The sequence below is a fragment of the Streptomyces sp. NPDC001858 genome (assembly GCF_053594615.1).
The window spans coordinates 83,799-100,970 of record NZ_JBSFEV010000012.1 but is presented as its reverse complement, the minus strand read 5'-3'; the positions used below and the strand labels follow the sequence as shown (position 1 = coordinate 100,970).

The window sequence follows — 17,172 nt, the reverse complement described above, 5'->3', positions numbered from 1 at the left end:
CGGCAGTAGTGCCGGGCCCCTTCCGTCATCCGTCCGTGCGCTCAGGCGGCAGCGACCTCGCCCGCGTGGCCGTGCAGCCGGGCCACGACCTCGGTCAGCTGGGCGACGACCTCGGCGTCGTCGACCGGGTGGGTCTCCGCGAAGCGGGTCAGGGAGCTCGGGATGGAGAGCTTCAGGTCCTCGATCACCTTGCCGCCGGCGATGTTCACGGCCTTGCGGGCCTCGTCCTGCGCCCAGACGCCGCCGAACTGGCCGAACGCGGTGCCGATCACGGCGACGGGCTTGCCGCCGAAGCCGCTGGCGCCGTAGGGGCGGGACAGCCAGTCGATGGCGTTCTTGAGCACGGCCGGGATCGTGCCGTTGTACTCGGGGGAGAAGAGCAGGAACGCGTCGGCGGACTGGGCGGTCTCGCGCAGCTTGGCGGCGGCGGCCGGGACGCTGCCCTCGACGTCGAGGTCCTCGTTGTAGAAGGGGATCTCGGCGAGGCCTTCGTAGAGGTCGATCTGGGCGCCCTCGGGAGCGACCTTGACAGCCGCCTCGGCGAGCTGGCGGTTGGTCGAACCGGCGCGAAGGCTGCCGACGAGCGCGAGGATGCGGACAGACATGGGTACTCCCAGAGAGCTTGAAACATTGCCGTAACGAATCCGGACCGGGGTCCGTTTAATGTTCTAGCACTCTAACCGGACCACGGTCCAGTTTCATTCCCGGTGCTTTACGCTGTGTTCATGTCCAGCCTGCTGCCGCCTTTTCCGGAGCCCGAGGAAGGGGCCGGCGAACTCGAGTTGTTGCAGCTCGGGTCTGCCGGCGACGAGCCGTGCCTGCGGGCCGACGCGGCCCGCAACCGGGCCCGGCTGCTGGACGCGGCCGCCCGTCTGATCGCCGAGCACGGCGCGGCCGGCGTCACCATGGAGGCGGTGGCGAGCGCGGCGAAGGTGGGCAAGGGCACAGTGTTCCGCCGCTTCGGCGACCGCACCGGGCTGCTGACCGCGCTCCTGGACCACTCCGAGCGCAAGTTCCAGGCCGCCTTCCTCGGCGGTCCGCCGCCGCTGGGACCGGGCGCGCCGCCCGTGGAGCGGCTGCGGGCCTTCGGAATCGCCCTGCTGAGGCGTACCGTCGACGAGCTGGACCTCCAGCTGGCGGCCGAGCCCGGACCGGACCGCCGCCACTCGGTGCCGGTGCGCCGCTTCCACCACGGCCATCTGGCCCTGCTGCTGCGCCAGGCGCTGCCCGACGCGGACGGCGAACTGCTCGCCCACACGCTGATGGGGTATCTCAACCCGGTCCTGGTGCACTACCTCACCCGGGAGTGCGGCATGCCGCCGGCCCGGCTGGAGGCCGGCTGGACCGAACTGGTCGACCGGATGACCACAGGGGTGACGAGTGGTGTGACCAGTGCGGTCACCGGTGCGGTGCCCTCGGCCCGGGGCTGAGCGCTTCGCTGGGAGTGCCGCGATGGGCCCAGCCGGTCGGGCGAAGTCGGCAGCGCCCCGAAGGGGCGCGGGGCGCTGACATCTGCGGCTCCGCCGCGCGGGCGCGACCAGCCACGACGGCGCCGCGCCGGCGCACCCTGCGTCCCCCCGCCCGACACGTCGTGCACAGCTTCTGCCAAGATGCGTCACGTCATGGTGCAGATACCGAACACGCCCGCGCCGACGAAGTCGCCGGCGCCGCGCCCCGTGCCCACGAGCGCAGACGTGGCCCGCCTGGCCGGCGTCTCGCGCGCGACCGTCTCCTATGTCCTGAACAACACCAGCGCCGTACGGATCAGCGAGCCCACCCGCCGTCGGGTCCACGAGGCCGCCAAGGAACTCGGGTATGTGCCGCACGCGGCGGCCCGCAGCCTGCGCGCCGGTCACAGCCGCATGGTGCTGATGCCCACCCTGCCGGTCCCGGCGGGGCCGCTCTACAGCCAGTTCGTGCACGAGTTCCAGGGTGCGCTCAGCCGCCTCGACTACACCGTCGTCCAGTACGGCGCGAGCGGACTGTCCGGGGACGCCGCCGCCCGCGCCTGGGCCGAACTGCGGCCGGTCGCCGTGCTGGTGCCCGTGCCGGGCCTCGGCCCGGAGGGGGTGGCCGTCCTCAAGCGCTCCGGGGCCCGGGCCGTGGTGACCTTCAGCCCCGAACAGGTCGAGGGCGCCCACGCTGTGCTCCTGGACCACGCCGGGGTCGGCCGCCGGGCCGCCGGGCACCTGTACGCCCGCGGCCGCCGCCGGATCGGCGTGGTCGTCCCCGAGGAGCCGGGCATGGAGATGTTCTCCGTGCCCCGTCTGCGCGGCGCCCGCGAGGTGCTGCAGGGCGCCGACGCCACCGTCACCGAGCTGCCGCTCGCCTTCACGCAGAGCTCCGCGGCCGCCCTCGCCGCCCGCTGGCCCGACCTCGGTCTCGACGCCGTGTTCGCCTACAACGACGAGTACGCGATGCTGCTGATCGGCGCCTTGCAGGACGAGGGTCTGCGCGTTCCCGAGGACGTCGCCGTCATCGGTGCCGACGACCTGATGCTCGGGCGGCTGCTGCGGCCCCGGCTCAGCACGGTCCGGATCGAGCTGCCCTCCGGCCGCGACCTCGCCTCGCTGGTCGACCGGGCCGTCCGCAACCCCGCGGCCGCCCCCGAGGCGCACCGGCTGATCGAGGCCACGGTGGTGCACCGCGAGTCCAGCTGAGCCGTGCACCACGCCGGAGCTCGGCGCGCGTCCCCCGGCGCCGCCGCCAAGTCCCGTGCGGGGCAAGGGCGCAGGACCGGCCCGAGGACCCGCCCGAGGACCGGCCCGACGATCGGAGCCGTCTCCGCGACTTGTGTGGCAGGCGCCACATTTTTCCCTAGGGCATGACTAGGATGTTGCCCGCTCAACCAGCTGGGGAGGCGTTCGACCACCGGATCCCCCTGGGCGAGCCGTGAGTCCCGCGGGTCACCGATCGGAGAGCCTTCATGCCGCTGCTCGACCCCCAGACCTGGCAGCCCCGCACCTTGTCGGGGCCCCGGTACACCGTCACCGAGCCCGCCACCGGCGACCAGCTGGGCACGGTCGTCCTCGCAGCCGCCGCGGACGTCGGCCCGGCCGCCGAGGCCGCCCGCGCCGCGCAGACCGAGTGGGCCCGGCTTCCGCACTTCGTCCGCGCCGGAGTGCTGCGCAAGGCCGGCGACCTCTTCGCCGCGCACGCCGACGAACTGCGCGAGTGGATCGTCCGCGAGTCCGGCTCCATCCCGGGCAAGGCCGACTTCGAGCTGCACGTCGCCGCCCAGGAGTGCTACGAGGCCGCCGCCCTGGCCTCCCGCCCGGCCGGACAGGTCCTGCCCAGCGAGGCGCCCCGGCTCTCGTACACCCGGCGCGTCCCCGTCGGCGTGGTGGGCGTGATCTCCCCGTTCAACGCCCCGCTGATCCTCTCGATCCGCTCCGTCGCGCCCGCCCTCGCGCTCGGCAACGCGGTCGTCCTCAAGCCGGACCCGCGCACCGCCGTCTGCGGCGGTCTGTCCCTGGCCGCGGTCTTCGCCGAGGCCGGACTGCCCGAGGGACTGCTGCACGTGCTGCCGGGCGGCGCCGAGACGGGCGCCGCGCTGGTCGCCGACCCGCAGGTCCCCGTCATCTCCTTCACCGGGTCCACCGCGGCCGGCCGCGCGGTCGGCGAGGCCGCCGGACGCCACCTCAAGCGGGCGCATCTGGAACTCGGCGGCAACTCCGCGATGATCGTGCTGGCGGACGCCGACCTGGACGCGGTGATCTCCACGGCGGCCTGGGGCTCGTTCTTCCACCAGGGCCAGATCTGCATGACCACCGGCCGCCATCTGGTGCACGCCTCCCTCTACGAGGAGTACGTCGAGCGGCTCGCGGCGAAGGCCGACGCCCTCGCCGTCGGCGACCCGCACCGCGCGCAGGTGCACCTCGGCCCGCTCATCGACGCCGGCCAGCTCGGCAAGGTGCACGCCCTGGTGGAGGCCAGCACCACGGCCGGCGCGAAGCTCGCCGCGGGCGGCACCCACGAGGACCTCTTCTACCGGCCGACCGTCCTCGCGGGCGTCGACGACGCCACCCCCGCCTATGCGGAGGAGGTGTTCGGCCCGGTGGCCCCCGTGCGCCCGTTCAGCACCGTGGACGAGGCCGTGGCCCTGGCCGCGCAGAGCTCCTACGGCCTCTCGCTCGGCATCGTCACCCGGGACGCCGCGCGCGGCCTCGACCTCGCCGAACGCGTCCCGACCGGCATCGTGCACATCAACGACCAGACGGTGAACGACGAGGCCGTCGCCCCCTTCGGCGGGGTCGCCGCCTCCGGCACCGGCGCCCGCTTCGGCGGCGAGTCCAACCTGGAGGCCTTCACCGACGTCCGCTGGACGACGGTCCGGGCCGACGTGGCGCCGTACCCGTTCTAAGCCCTCATCAGGGGTTATTCGCTCTTGGCCTGCTCAGCCTTGGCCTGCTCGGCCGCCACGGCCTTGCGGACCTCGTCCATGTCCAGCTTGCGCGCCTGTCCGATGACGTCCGTCAGGGCGGCCTCGGGCAGGGCGCCGGGCTGGGCGAAGACGGCGACCCGGTCCCGCACGATCATCAGCGTCGGGATCGACTGGATGTCGAACGCCGCGGCCAGCTCCGGCTGCGCCTCGGTGTCCACCTTGCCGAACACCAGGTCCGGGTTCTCCTGCGCCGCCTTGTCGTAGACGGGGGCGAACTGACGGCACGGCCCGCACCAGGACGCCCAGAAGTCGATCAGCACGAAGTCGTTCTCGCTGACCGTCCGGTCGAAGTTCTCCTTGGTGAGCTCCACGGTGCTGCTCATGACCTGATTCCTTCTTCCTGGTGTGGGGCTTCCCGGTGTGGGGCGAAGCAGTCCGCACAACACGGTCGGCGGATCGCGTATTCCGCGCCCCTACCCGTGTGGCCGCCCCGCACACCACCCACCAGACTGGCCCCATGACGGAAACGGAAACCATCGCGTACGACGTCGTGGTGCTCGGGGCCGGGCCCGTGGGGGAGAACGTCGCCGACCGCACCCGCGCGGCCGGTCTGAGCACCGCGGTCGTGGAGAGCGAGCTGGTCGGCGGCGAGTGCTCCTACTGGGCCTGTATGCCCAGCAAGGCCCTGCTGCGCCCGGTGCTCGCCCGCGCCGACGCCCGCCGCGTGCCCGGTCTCGCCCAGGCGGTCCAGGGCCCCCTCGACGTCCCCGCGGTCCTCGCGCATCGCAACTACTACACCTCCGACTGGCACGACGACGGCGCGGCCGGGTGGCTCGACGGCATCGGCGCCGACCTCTACCGCGGCCATGGCCGGCTCACGGGCCCGCGCACGGTGACCGTGGGCGACAAGGTGCTCACCGCCCGGCACGCCGTGGCCGTCGCCACCGGCACCCGCGCCGCCCTGCCCGCTCTGCCGGGGCTCGCCGAGGTGAAGCCCTGGACCAGCCGGGAGGCGACCAGCGCGCAGACCGTGCCCGGCCGGCTCGTCGTGGTCGGCGGGGGAGTGGTCGCCACCGAGATGGCCACCCTCTATCAGGCGCTCGGCGCGCAGGTCACCATGCTGGTGCGGGGCAAGGGCCTGCTCGGCCGGATGGAGCCGTTCGCCGGCGAACTCGTCGTCGAGGCGCTCCTCGAAGCGGGCGCGGACATCCGCACCGGCGCCTCGGTGGAGTCCGTGAGTCGCACGGCGGACGGCGTCGTCGTGGTCGTCACCGGGACCGGCGACCGGATCGAGGCCGACGAGATCCTCATCGCCACCGGACGCGTCCCGCGCACCGACGACATCGGACTGGACACCGTCGGCCTGGAGCCCGGCTCCTGGCTCGGCGTCGACGACAGCCTGCGGGTGAACGGCACCGACTGGCTGTACGGGGTCGGCGACGTCAACCACCGTGCCCTCTTCACCCACCAGGGCAAGTACCAGGCCCGGATCGCGGGCGCGGCCATCGTCGCCCGCGCCGCCGGGACCCCCCTCCTGCAGAGCGAGCCGTGGGGCGCCCACGCCGCCACCGCCGACCATCACGCCATCCCCCAGGTCGTGTTCACCGACCCGGAGGCGGGGGCGGTCGGCCTCTCCCTGGCGGAGGCGGAACGGGCCGGGCACCGGGTGCGGGCCGTCGACGTCGACATGGCCTCGGCGGCCGGAGCGGGTCTGTACGCCGACGGGTACAACGGCCGCGCCCGGATGATCGTCGACCTGGACGAGGAGATCCTGCGCGGGGTCACCTTCGTCGGACCGGGCGTCAGCGAGCTGGTCCACTCGGCGACGATCGCGATCGTCGGCCAGGTGCCGATCGCCCGGCTGTGGCACGCGGTGGCGGCCTACCCGACGATCAGCGAGGTGTGGCTGCGGCTGCTGGAGGCGTACCGGGACAACTGACCCACCGAACCCCGGACGACCTACGGCAGGTCGAAGTCCAGCGCCCGCGCCGCCTCCTGCGGCGTCGGCTGCGTCCAGCGCTCCAGCACGGCCTGGTTGGCCGACAGCGAGCGCGGTTCGGCCCGGTCGAGGTAGAGCAGGCCGTCGAGGTGGTCCGTCTCGTGCTGGACGATACGGGCGGGCCACCCGGCGAACACCTCGTCCAGCGGCCGCCCTTGCTCGTCCTCGCCGGTCAGCCGCACCTCGGCGGGCCGGGCCACCACGGCCTGGTAGCCGGGCACGCTGAGACAGCCCTCGAAGAAGCCGACCCGCGCCGAACCGACCGGCTCGTACGAGGGGTTGACCAGGACCCGGAACGGCAGCGGCACCCGCCCGCGGGCGAGGCGCACCTCCTCCGGCACCGGCGCGGGGTCCTCGATCACCGCGATCCGCAGTTCCACGCCCACCTGTGGGGCGGCCAGACCGACGCCCGGCGCGGCGAGCATGGTGATGCGCAGGGCCTCGACGAACCGGGCCAGCAGGGCGGGGTCGAGCTCGCCGTCGTAGCGCGCGGTCCCGGCCCGCAGGACCGGGTCGCCGGCCGCGACGATGGGCAACGGGCCGCCGGGAGCGAGGAGTTCCTCGATCCGGTCGGCAAGGGGCGCGCGGGGACTGGGAGATGCCATTCGGCCAGGATGCCACGGTCGAGGGTCATGTGACGCAGGTCACTCGAAGTGGTCGGAACTCGACGGGGCACCGATCCGACTACCTGATCGTCACGCCGGAATGCGTCCCCCTCCCCACCCCGGCCACCCCGAACCCGGAGAAGCCCGCCGATGTCCATCGCTCCCCCGACCAGCACGGACGAGGTCCCGCCCGCCACGGCCCCCGCGCCGAAGTCCCGCAACCCGTGGGCCACGCTGCGCCCCCTGGTCCTGCGCCTGCACTTCTACGCCGGCCTGTTCGTCGCGCCCTTCGTGCTGATCGCCGCCGTCACCGGGTTTCTCTACGCCGGCTCGTTCCAGGCCGAGAAGCTCCTGTACTCCCACGAGCTGACCGTCCCGGAGGTCGGCGACGCCAAGCTGCCGATCTCCCAGCAGGTGGACGCCGCCCGCAAGGCCCACCCCGAGGGCACGGTCGCGGCCGTGCGCCCCTCGCCGAAGGACGACGCCACGACCCGGGTGATGCTGTCCGGCGTCGACGGAATCGCCGCCACCCACACCCTCGCCGTGTTCGTCGACCCCTACACCGGCAAGGTGCGCGGCGCGCTGGAGCAGTACGGCTCGACCGGCGCGCTGCCGCTGCGCACCTGGATCGACGAGTTCCACCGCGACCTGCACCTCGGCGAGAACGGCCGCCTCTACAGCGAGTTCGCCGCGAGCTGGCTGTGGGTGATCGCGCTCGGCGGGGTCGCGCTGTGGTTCTCCCGCCGCCGCGCCCTGCGCAAGGTGCGCGGCACCAGCGGGCGGCGCCGCACGCTCGGGCTGCACGGCACCGTCGGCGTATGGGCCGCCGCCGGGTTCGTCTTCATGTCCGCGACCGGACTGACCTGGTCGACGTACACGGGCGCCAACGTCGCCGAGCTGCGCACCTCCCTCGGCCAGGCCACCCCGTCGGTCTCGGCGGGCGTGGTGGCCGGCGAGCACTCCGGGCACGACGCGGCCGCCGCCGAGGGCGGGGACGGCGAGCACGGCGTCGGCCTCGACAAGATCCTGTCCGCCGCGCGCGCCGAGGGCCTGGGCGACCCGGTCGAGATCGTCCCGCCCGCGGACGCGTCCTCCGCGTACGTGGTCCGGCAGGTGCAGCGCAGCTGGCCCGAGAAGCAGGACGCGGTCGCGGTCGACCCGGCCACCGGCGAGGTCACCGACGTGCTGCGGTTCGCGGACTACCCGCTGCTCGCCAAGCTGACCCGGTGGGGCATCGACCTGCACACCGGCGTGCTGTTCGGCCTGGCCAACCAGCTCGCGCTGATGGCCCTCACGGCCTCCCTGATCCTGCTGATCGTGCTGGGCTACCGCATGTGGTGGCAGCGCGGCCGCGGCTCCTCCTTCGGCCGGCCGATCCCGCGCGGCGCCTGGTCGCAGGTTCCGCCGTACATCCTGGTCCCGCTGCTGGCCGGGGTCGCCGTGGTCGGCTACTTCATCCCGCTGCTGGGCATCCCGCTGGCCGGCTTCCTGCTGGTGGACATCGTCCTCGGCGAGATCGCGCACCGACGGGGGCGGCGGACGACGGTCTGAGCACCGGTACCGCAGCGGCAGGCTTCGGTACGGCTTCGGTACGGCATCGGCACAGGAGCGGCCCGGCGGTGGATTCCACCGCCGGGCCGTTCGGTTTCGATGCCCGGCCCCGTGGGGTCACTCCTGCGGGAAGTCTCCGGCCAGCGCCGAGGCGATCCGCAGCTGCGGTCCCGCCTCCGCGTGCCGCCCCTGCCGCTCCAGGGTGCGGCCGAGCATCAGCCGGGCGTAGTGCTCCACCGGGTCCCGCTCGACGATCACCCGCAACTCGGCCTCGGCGCGCAGCAGTTGGGCCGAGTGGTAGTAGGCGCGGGCCAGCAGCAGCCGGGGCCCGGTCTGGTCCGGAACTTCCTCGACGAGCCCGGCCAGCACCTTCGCGGCCGTCGCGTACTCCTTGGCGTCGAAGAACTGCCGGGCCCGCTCCCACCGCTCCGCCGGCGTTCCGTGGGCGTAGTACGTGGTGTATGTCGTGTCCACTCGTGACCTCCTTCGGGGCGGTCAACCGGACCGGGTAGTTGAATATTCCACTACGATTGTCCGTCGAGCGCGGCCGGCTCCGCCTCGGCCCGTTCGGTGACGCGATCAGCGAGTACGGCAGGGTGTTTTCGGATCAGCGCATGATGTGACTTGGGTCACCCTGTGACGCCCTTGGCGCACCGGCCACTGCCGTGTCACGATTTCCGCACGCCTTCCCTGCCCGAAAACAGTTGCAGGGCACCTGGGTCGACCGCTCTTCGCCGGTCCCCGCAAGGCACCTCACCGAAGTTCCTTCCCTGGGCCTGTCCGGCCGCTCATCAGCGCTGCCCAGGCACCGTCGCCGCCGTCAGCGCGACGTCCCACTGCCCTTGCTGTCGAGACTCTGAGGAAGTGGATCCCACCCATGCCGAGGCTATGCAAGCCGGCGATGAATGCGCCCGAACACGTCATCACCCAGGAAGAGACCCTGGACTTCGCCTCCCGAGCCCATGCCGGCAAGCCGCAACTCGCCCTGGCGCTCCGGCTGATCCGGAACACCGGCGTCAAGAAGCGGCACATCGTCCAGCCCATCGAGAAGACGCTCCACCACCCGGGTTTCGCGGAGCGCAACCGCATCTACGAGATCGAGTCGAAGAAACGCACGCCCCAGGTCGTCGAACAGGCCCTGGCCAACGCCGGACTGAAAGCCCGTGACATCGACGCGATCATCTATGTGTCGTGCACCGGCTTCCTGATGCCGTCGCTCACGGCCTGGCTGATCAACACCCTGGGCTTCCGCTCCGACACCCGGCAGATCCCCATCGCCCAACTGGGCTGCGCCGCGGGCGGAGCGGCGATCAACCGCGCGCACGACTTCTGCACGGCCCACCCCGGCAGCAACGTCCTGATCGTGTCCTGCGAACTGTGCTCCCTGTGCTACCAGCCCGACGCCGACGACATCGGCTCGCTCCTGTCCGACGGCCTGTTCGGCGACGCGGTGGCCGGCGCCGTCGTACGGGGCGAGGGCGGCGTCGGCATCGACCTGGAGCGCAACGCCTCCTACCTCATCCCGGGCACCGAGGACTGGATCTCCTACGCCGTCAAGGACACCGGCTTCCACTTCCAGCTGGACCGCCGGGTGCCCGGCACCATGGAGCCGCTCGCGCCGGTCCTGCGCGAACTCGCCAAGGACCACAGCTGGGACGTCGGCAAGCTCGACTTCTACCTCGTCCACGCCGGCGGCCCGCGCATCCTCGACGACCTCGCGAAGTTCCTCGACGTCGACCGTGAGGTGTTCCGGCACAGCTGGTCGACCCTCAGCGAGTACGGGAACATCGCCAGCGCCGTCGTACTCGAAGCCGCTCGCAGGCTGTTCGAGGAGGACCCCCCGGCGCCCGGCGCGACCGGTCTGATCGCGGGTTTCGGTCCCGGCATCACCGCGGAGATGGCGCTCGGCACCTGGGCGGTCGACGGCGTCCCGCAGACCTTCGCCTGAACGCGCCCGACAGCCATGGGCAACGCGAGCCAAAGGAAACGGAGCACATGACCGACCTCGTCCTCCCGCCCGGCGCCGGGCGCCGACTGGTCACCCCCGCACAGGCGGTGACCTTCAAGGCCACCCAGGAGATGGGATCCTCCGTATCGATCTTCGAGGTGGTCGTGCCGCCCGGATTCGACGTCGGGGCGCATGTCCACGACCGGTCCCAGGAGTTCTTCTACGTCCTCGAAGGCGAGCTGGACCTGCTGTGCTTCGAGCCGGTCGAGCGCACCGCGGACACCTGGCACCACTGGGAGTCCCCCAAGGGCGACCGGGTCGTCCGCGTCGGCGAAGGCAGCTGCATGTTCGTGCCGCCCGGCACCCCGCACGCGTTCCGCAACGCCACGGACAAGCCCACGAAGATGCTCTTCCAGAGCTATCCCTCGCCCGAACACGAGGCCTACTTCGAGGAGATCGCCGAGATCTGGTCGCGCGGCGGCCCGGTGGACCCCGCGGCCGTGGAGGCGATGCGCCGCCGCTACGACGTCGACCAGATCACGCCGCTGCGCTTCGAGCCGCCGCCGACCGCCGCCGCGCCCGGCCGGGACCCGCAGCCGCACTCGCACACGCATACGCACCCGCACCCGCAGCGGAACGAGAGGTGACCGCGATGGAACCCATCCCGCTCGTCCACGCGAGCCTCGGGGAGCAGGAACTGGCCGCCGTGGCCGAGGTGTTCGCCTCCGGCTGGCCGGCCGGACAGGGCCCCCGGGGCAAGGCCCTCGAAGCCCGGCTGGCCGACCGCTACGGCGTCGGCGACGCCGTAGCGATGTGCAACGCCGGCGCCGCGCTCCATGTCTCCCTGCTCGCGCTCGGCGTCAAGCCGGGCGACGAGGTGATCGTCGCCGACTACGGCTTCCCGGCGCCCGCCCACGCCGTGCGCTACCTCGACGCGGTCCCCGTCTGCGCCGATGTGCGCGCCGACACCGGAACCGTCGACCCGCAGGCCGTGGCCGACCTCGTCACCGCGCGCACCGTCGGGGTGATCGCGGTGGACACGGTCGGCATCCCCGCCGACTACGTGGAACTGCAGCGCGTCGCCGACCGCCACGGCCTGTTCCTCATCGAGGACGCCGCCTGCGCCGTCGGCGCGAAATACCAGGGCCGCGAGGCGGGCGCACTCGCCGAGGTGGGCGTCCTGTCCTTCCACGGGCGCAAGGGCGCCAGCAGCGGCGAGGGCGGTGCGCTGCTCGCCGCGGACCCGAAGATCGGCGCGGAAGCACGGCTGTACGCCTCCTTCGGCATCGGCAGCATCTTCGACCTGGGCCAGGTCGTCGGCCTGCCCATCCCGGAGTTCACCCGGATCGGCCACAACTACAAGCTGTCCGACATCGCCGCGGCGATCCTCCAGGTGCAGCTGGCCCGGATCGAGGAGCTGCTGGCCCGCCGCGAGGCCGTCGCCGCACAGTACGCCGAGCTCCTCGCCGACGAGGAGCTGCTGACGGTGCCTCATGTCCCGGAGGACCGCACCCACGCCTGGCAGACCTACATGGTGACGCTGGACCCGCGCGTGGACCGCGCGGCCGTCGCCACGGAACTGCGCGCCCAGGGCATCGGCTGCGGACACGGCACGTTCGCGACCCACCTCCAGCCCGTGTTCGAGTCGAAGCACACCTGCCCGGTCTCGGCGGAGCTCTTCCGGCGCCACCTCGCCATCCCCATGCACGCGGAACTCAAGGCCGGCCAGGTCGAACGGGTCGCCCACGCCCTGCGCGGCGCGGTCCGCACCCACGCGGCGTCCACCCGGAGCCCAGGAGGGGCAGCATGACGGACCACCGGCCGACTCCGGACAAGGTACTGCGGCTGATCAACGGCTACTGGGCCACCGGCGTCGTCGGCGCCGCGGCCGCCCACTCGCTCTTCACCCACCTCGAAGACGGCGCGGGCACCGCCGCGGAGCTCGCCGACCGCGCCGGGATCGCCGAACGCGGCGCGCAGACCCTCCTCGACGGCCTCGTCAGCGTCGGCCTGGTCGAACTGCACCAGGGCCGCTACCGCAACACGCCCGAGGCATCCGCCTACCTGGTCGACGGCAGGCCCACCTCGCTGAGCGCGTTCGCCCGGCTGAAGCTCAAGCACATGGCCGGCCTGGCCGACCTGCCCGACGTGGTCCGCGCCGGCGGGCCGGTGCGCGACGCGGTGGTCGAGGTCGCCGAGAACCCGCACTGGGAGGAGATCGTCACGGCCATCGCCGCCCAGTCGGTGCCCGCCGCCACCATCGCCGCCGAGGTGCTCGGGCTGGCCGAGGCCGGTGCGGTCTCCATCCTCGACGTGGGCGGCGGCTCGGGCGTCTACTCGGCCGTCTGGCTGGAGGCCAACCCGGCCGCCCGCGCCACCCAGCTCGACTGGGAGCGGATCAACGCCATCGCCCGCCGACTGCTCGCCGAACGCGGCCTCGCCGACCGGTTCACCACGATCGCCGGCGACTTCCACACCACCGACTTCGGCACCGCGCGCTACGACATCGCCCTCTACTCCCACATCGCCCACCAGGAGGGGCCGCAGGACAACGTCGAGGTCTTCACCCGCCTGCGCAGCGCGCTCAAGCCCGGCGGCGCCCTGGTGGTCTGCGACTACGTCGTCGACGACGACCGCGGCGGTCCCGCCTTCCCGCTGATGTTCGCCGCGGAAATGCTGCTCAAGAGCAAGCAGGGCGCCACCTGGCGGCGGTCCGACTACCACGACTGGCTCGTCAAGGCCGGTTTCACGGACGTCTCGTTCCACTCCGCGCCGCCCGCCACCTTGGTCATCGCCCGCTGAGCGGCGCGCCCCCACCACCGTAAGGAGACAGCCCGATGAAGGGCTCTGCGGCCTATCGATCGATCCAGAAGCGCGGTCTGCACATCGGCCTGCTGCCGGCCATGGCCGCGGCCGTCAACGCGACGACGCCGATCACCCTCGACCACGACCTCGACGTCCTGCCCGAGGTGGGCAGGCACCTGACGGTCGCCCGCCTCGCCGAACTCGTCGACGACCTCGCGGCCCGCCTCTGGGCCGCCGGAGTGCGCCCGGACGAACACGTCGTGCTCCACAAGCGGCCCAACGCCGACGTCTGGGTGCTGGCCTGTGCCGCGTCCCGGATCGGCGCCGTGCCCGTGCTGCTCTCGCCCAGCCTGGACGCGGTCACGGTCGGCGCGCTGCTCCAGCGGGTCGACCGGCCGAACCTGCTCACCGACGCCCACAAGGTCGACGTGCTCGCCGAGCTGCCGCTGGCGCAGCTCACCCGGCAGGTGATCCTCGTGGCCGGTGAGCGGCCGGGCACCGTGTCGCTGGGCACGCTGGCCGGGTCGCCGCCGGTGCAGCCCGTGGTGCGGCCCATCGACGAGGCCGCCGTGATCACCCACACCTCCGGCACCACCGGGGTGCCCAAGCTGGTCGTGCACACACCCCGCACCCAGGGCATACGGCTCAAGCCGCAGTGGCGGCTGCTCTCCCTCATGCGGCAGCGGGAGAACGTCGCGATCCACATCCCCTTCGTGCACTCCCGCAACGTCGCGGCGATGGCCCTGGCCCTCCTCAAGGAGATGCCGGTGCTGCTCATGAACGAGTCGGACCCCGACCCGGTCGCCGAACTGCTCATCGCCCACCGGCCCGGGCTCATCGAGGCGCTGCCCAACTCGCTGATGGCCTGGGAGGGCCTGGCCGCGGACCCGCGCCGGCCGTTCGCCTCGGTCAAGTACTTCAGCAGCACCTTCGACGCGATCCACCCCAGGACCATGAGCCGGCTGCTCAAGTCGTCCGAGCGGCGGGGCGCGCTGTTCTTCCAGATCTACGGGCAGAGCGAGGTCGGACCCGCCGTCGGCCGCGCCTACCTCCGCCACTCCGCGCACAAGGCCAACGGCCGCTGCGTCGGCTGGCCGATGCCCCTCGGCTCGGCGAAGGTCCGGGTCGTCGGCCGCGACGGAAAGCGGCCGACGGAGCAGAACCCCGGCCGCATCCAGGTCGCGTGGCCCGGCCTCGCCAAGACCTACTTCGGCGAGCAGGAGCGCTACGACGACAACCGGGACGGCGACTGGTGGGGCACCGGGGACGTCGGCTACTTCACCCGCTTCGGCTGTCTGCACATGCTCGACCGCGAGGTCGACATGATCCCCGGGGTCCGCAGCTCCCTGGAGGTCGAGGACCTGGTCCTCGCCGAACTGCCGGAACTCAGCGAGCTGGTGGTGGTCCACGGACCCCGAGCCGAGGCCGTCCCCGTCGTCTGCACCCACGGCGACCGACCGCTGGACCTGGACCGCTGGCGCGCGGCCGTCGCCGCGTTCCCCCAACTGGCCGCCCCGGTGCAGATCCCCGAGGCCGAACTGCCCCGCACCGGCACCCTCAAGGTCCAACGCCTCGCGCTGGCCGACCGGCTCAAGGACCTGAGCAGCAAGGCAAACAGGAACAGAGACTGAACTCTTGGAGCAATGATGTCGGAAACAGTCGCCGTCGATGTGGCGAGTGTCTACTCGGCCATGGAAAAGGCAGCCGGCCTGCTGGACGTGACCGCTTCACGTGACGTCGTATGGCCCATTCTCTCCGCGTTCGAGGACGAACTCGCCCAGGCCGTGATCGCTTTCAGGGTGGCCACCAACGCACAGCACGAAGGAGATTTCGACGGTCGCTTCACCCTTCCCAAGGAAGTCGACCCGTACGCCGTCGCCCTGTCGAAAGGCCTGCTCGAAAAGACGGACCACCCGGTCGGCGACCTGCTCTCCGACCTTGCGCGGCTCTGCCCGATCGACAGCTTCGGCATCGACTTCGGAGTCGTCACCGGATTCAAGAAGATCTGGCTGTACTTTCCGGCGGGCGAACACGAGACCCTGGCCCGGCTCACCTCGCTGCCGTCGCTGCCGAGGAGCGTGGCCGAGAACATCGACTTCTTCACCCGATACGGAATGGCCGACAAGGTGGACGTCATCGGGATCGACTACCGCAGCCGCACGATGAACGCCTATCTCGCGGCGCCCCCGGAATGCTTCGAGCGGGACACCGTCCTGGCGATGCACCGCGAACTGGGACTGCCGAATCCGAGCGAGCAGATGTTCGCCTTCTGCGAGAAGTCGTTCGGTCTCTACACCACCCATGACTGGGACTCCAAGGAGATCCAGCGGATTTCCTACGGTGTGAAGACGGACCAGCCCATGGCTTACTTCGCCCGACTCGGCACCAAGATCGAGCACTTCGTGAAGAACGTTCCGTACGGCGGCGACGACCCCAAGATGGTCTACGCCGCCGTGACGTCCGGCGGCGAGGAGTACTACAAACTCCAGTCGTACTACCGCTGGCGCTCCGTCAGTCGCCTGAACGCCGCGTACATCGCCGCCCGCGACAAGGAATCCGCCTGATGAGCCGGCTGGACGAGGACCGCCCGGCGTTCCGATTCAGCCGTATGGAGAGCCTCCTTCGAGGACGCCCGCTGCGCCGCCTGACCGTGGACGGCGTCGACGCCGTATTCGTCCGGGATCCGGTTCTGGTCCGACGGATACTGGCCGGCGAGAGCAGGAACTACGGAAAGGGCGAACTCTTCCGGAAGGCCAGAAACCTCAGCAGGGTGGGCATGCTCTCGGAGGACGAGACCATGCACCGCCACTACCGGCGGCTGGCCCATCCCTACCTGCGGTCGACGAAGGTCGACGAATACGTTCCCACCATGCGGCGCATCGTCCGTGACGCCGTCTCCACCTGGCGCGCCGGGGACACCGTCGACGTCCAGGCCGAGATGTGCCGCATCACCTGTGCGATAGCCGTCGGCACACTGCTGACGGGACTGCCGCCCGACACGACGCGGGCGCTGAGCGAGCGCCTTTCGCGGCTGGCCTGGGAAATGATCAGGAAGCCGTTGTACGGGCGATCGGCGGCCCGCGCGGCCCTGCCGGGCGCGTCCCGACGACTGGCCCAGGCACGCCGGGAATTCCGCGAACTCCTCGCGACCTGCATCGCCGATCTGCTCGACTCTCCCGAATCGACGGTCGGCTATCTCTCGGCGCTCCTGGCGGACTCCGACGAGAAGGGCGACCGCGTCCTGACGGTCGAGGAGGTGTGCGAAGAGGCCGTCATGATGCTGACCGCGGCCACGGTCACCACGGCTTCCGTCCTGTCCTGGGCGCTGTACGTGCTCTCCGGGAACGCGGTGTCCGAGGAAAGGCTCCTCAAGGACCTGACGCAGCGGCGAAGCGGAAGCGCCGGCCACGACCACGACCACGACGCGCCCGGTTACACGCTCCGGTTCCTGATGGAGATCCTGCGTCTCTATCCGCCGGTGTGGATCTCCTGCCGCAAGACGCTCTCCGACGTGACGCTCGGAGACAGTCCGCTCCCCGCGGGCACCAACGTGGTGTTCAGCTCCTACCTCCTGCACCGGGACCCCGAGCACTATCCGGATCCGCACCGGTTCGATCCCGACCGCTGGCTCACCGCCCGGCCCGGCAGGGACGGCGCCTCCTACATTCCCTTCGGCATCGGCTCGAAGGGGTGCATCGGGGAGCCGTTCGCCTGGCAGGAACTCGAAGTCGTCCTCGACGTGGTGACGCAGGAATGGAAGCTGGGCACCGAGCCGGACCGCCCGGTCCGCACGGCCCCGGAGACCACCCTTCATCCACGCCGCCTGCTCATGATCCCCCGACCGCGGTGACCGCCGTTTCCTGATAGGGGAGTTGACTGC

16 protein-coding genes are annotated in these 17,172 nt (G+C 71.7%); 12 read left to right on the top strand and 4 right to left on the bottom strand.

The window, feature by feature from the left end; genetic code table 11:
* Positions 1-41 precede the first annotated feature (41 nt).
* The gene (locus tag ACWCPF_RS19735; RefSeq protein ID WP_451046325.1) at positions 42-605 is read right to left on the bottom strand and encodes an NADPH-dependent FMN reductase; all 564 of its coding nucleotides are present in this window, start codon (positions 603-605) and stop codon (positions 42-44) included.
* Between the two features lie 120 nt (positions 606-725).
* Here ACWCPF_RS19735 and ACWCPF_RS19730 point away from each other — a divergent pair, with 120 nt between their 5' ends.
* From ACWCPF_RS19730 to ACWCPF_RS19720, 3 genes are all read left to right on the top strand, one after another.
* A complete protein-coding gene (locus ACWCPF_RS19730; RefSeq protein ID WP_451046324.1) occupies positions 726-1,430 on the top strand; it encodes a TetR/AcrR family transcriptional regulator in 705 nt (234 codons plus the stop codon).
* A gap of 192 nt (positions 1,431-1,622) precedes the next feature.
* A complete protein-coding gene (locus ACWCPF_RS19725) occupies positions 1,623-2,660 on the top strand; it encodes a LacI family DNA-binding transcriptional regulator (protein ID WP_451046323.1) in 1,038 nt (345 codons plus the stop codon).
* A 266-nt stretch (positions 2,661-2,926) separates the two neighbouring features.
* Positions 2,927-4,363: a benzaldehyde dehydrogenase gene (locus ACWCPF_RS19720; RefSeq protein ID WP_451046322.1), complete on the top strand. Its 1,437-nt coding sequence runs from the start codon at positions 2,927-2,929 to the stop codon at positions 4,361-4,363.
* 14 nt (positions 4,364-4,377) lie between these two features.
* Here the strand turns inward: ACWCPF_RS19720 and trxA are convergent, their stop codons facing one another.
* Positions 4,378-4,767, bottom strand: coding sequence for a thioredoxin (gene trxA / locus ACWCPF_RS19715; protein ID WP_451046321.1), 390 nt, complete (start codon positions 4,765-4,767; stop codon positions 4,378-4,380).
* A 134-nt stretch (positions 4,768-4,901) separates the two neighbouring features.
* Between trxA and ACWCPF_RS19710 the strand changes: the two genes are divergently transcribed.
* Positions 4,902-6,323 (top strand): dihydrolipoyl dehydrogenase family protein, encoded by a 1,422-nt coding sequence (locus ACWCPF_RS19710; protein ID WP_451046320.1) that lies wholly within the window; start codon positions 4,902-4,904, stop codon positions 6,321-6,323.
* 20 nt (positions 6,324-6,343) lie between these two features.
* Here the strand turns inward: ACWCPF_RS19710 and ACWCPF_RS19705 are convergent, their stop codons facing one another.
* Positions 6,344-6,988, bottom strand: coding sequence for a peptide deformylase (locus tag ACWCPF_RS19705; protein ID WP_451046319.1), 645 nt, complete (start codon positions 6,986-6,988; stop codon positions 6,344-6,346).
* A gap of 150 nt (positions 6,989-7,138) precedes the next feature.
* Between ACWCPF_RS19705 and ACWCPF_RS19700 the strand changes: the two genes are divergently transcribed.
* The gene (locus ACWCPF_RS19700) at positions 7,139-8,539 is read left to right on the top strand and encodes a PepSY-associated TM helix domain-containing protein (protein WP_451046318.1); all 1,401 of its coding nucleotides are present in this window, start codon (positions 7,139-7,141) and stop codon (positions 8,537-8,539) included.
* A gap of 117 nt (positions 8,540-8,656) precedes the next feature.
* On the opposite strand, the gene ACWCPF_RS19695 is transcribed toward ACWCPF_RS19700, so the two are convergent.
* Positions 8,657-9,013 carry a tetratricopeptide repeat protein gene (locus ACWCPF_RS19695; RefSeq protein ID WP_451046317.1) on the bottom strand — a complete coding sequence of 119 codons (357 nt, stop codon included), beginning with the start codon at positions 9,011-9,013 and terminating at the stop codon, positions 8,657-8,659.
* Positions 9,014-9,416: 403 nt separating this feature from the next.
* Between ACWCPF_RS19695 and ACWCPF_RS19690 the strand changes: the two genes are divergently transcribed.
* From ACWCPF_RS19690 to ACWCPF_RS19660, 7 genes are read left to right on the top strand one after another with little or no spacing between them, the layout of a single operon-like run.
* A complete protein-coding gene (locus tag ACWCPF_RS19690; protein WP_451046316.1) occupies positions 9,417-10,487 on the top strand; it encodes a type III polyketide synthase in 1,071 nt (356 codons plus the stop codon).
* Between the two features lie 47 nt (positions 10,488-10,534).
* On the top strand, positions 10,535-11,134 hold the full coding sequence (locus ACWCPF_RS19685) for a cupin domain-containing protein (protein WP_451046315.1): 600 nt from the start codon (positions 10,535-10,537) through the stop codon (positions 11,132-11,134).
* A gap of 5 nt (positions 11,135-11,139) precedes the next feature.
* On the top strand, positions 11,140-12,297 hold the full coding sequence (locus ACWCPF_RS19680; RefSeq protein WP_451046314.1) for a DegT/DnrJ/EryC1/StrS family aminotransferase: 1,158 nt from the start codon (positions 11,140-11,142) through the stop codon (positions 12,295-12,297).
* Positions 12,294-13,289, top strand: a complete 996-nt coding sequence (locus ACWCPF_RS19675; RefSeq protein WP_451046313.1) for a class I SAM-dependent methyltransferase — start codon at positions 12,294-12,296, stop codon at positions 13,287-13,289. Before ACWCPF_RS19680 ends, ACWCPF_RS19675 begins: the two co-directional genes overlap by 4 nt.
* A gap of 35 nt (positions 13,290-13,324) precedes the next feature.
* Positions 13,325-14,923, top strand: coding sequence for a class I adenylate-forming enzyme family protein (locus ACWCPF_RS19670; protein ID WP_451046312.1), 1,599 nt, complete (start codon positions 13,325-13,327; stop codon positions 14,921-14,923).
* Positions 14,924-14,938: 15 nt separating this feature from the next.
* On the top strand, positions 14,939-15,856 hold the full coding sequence (locus ACWCPF_RS19665) for an aromatic prenyltransferase (protein WP_451046311.1): 918 nt from the start codon (positions 14,939-14,941) through the stop codon (positions 15,854-15,856).
* Positions 15,856-17,142 (top strand): cytochrome P450, encoded by a 1,287-nt coding sequence (locus ACWCPF_RS19660; RefSeq protein ID WP_451046310.1) that lies wholly within the window; start codon positions 15,856-15,858, stop codon positions 17,140-17,142. Before ACWCPF_RS19665 ends, ACWCPF_RS19660 begins: the two co-directional genes overlap by 1 nt.
* Positions 17,143-17,172: the final 30 nt, after the last annotated feature.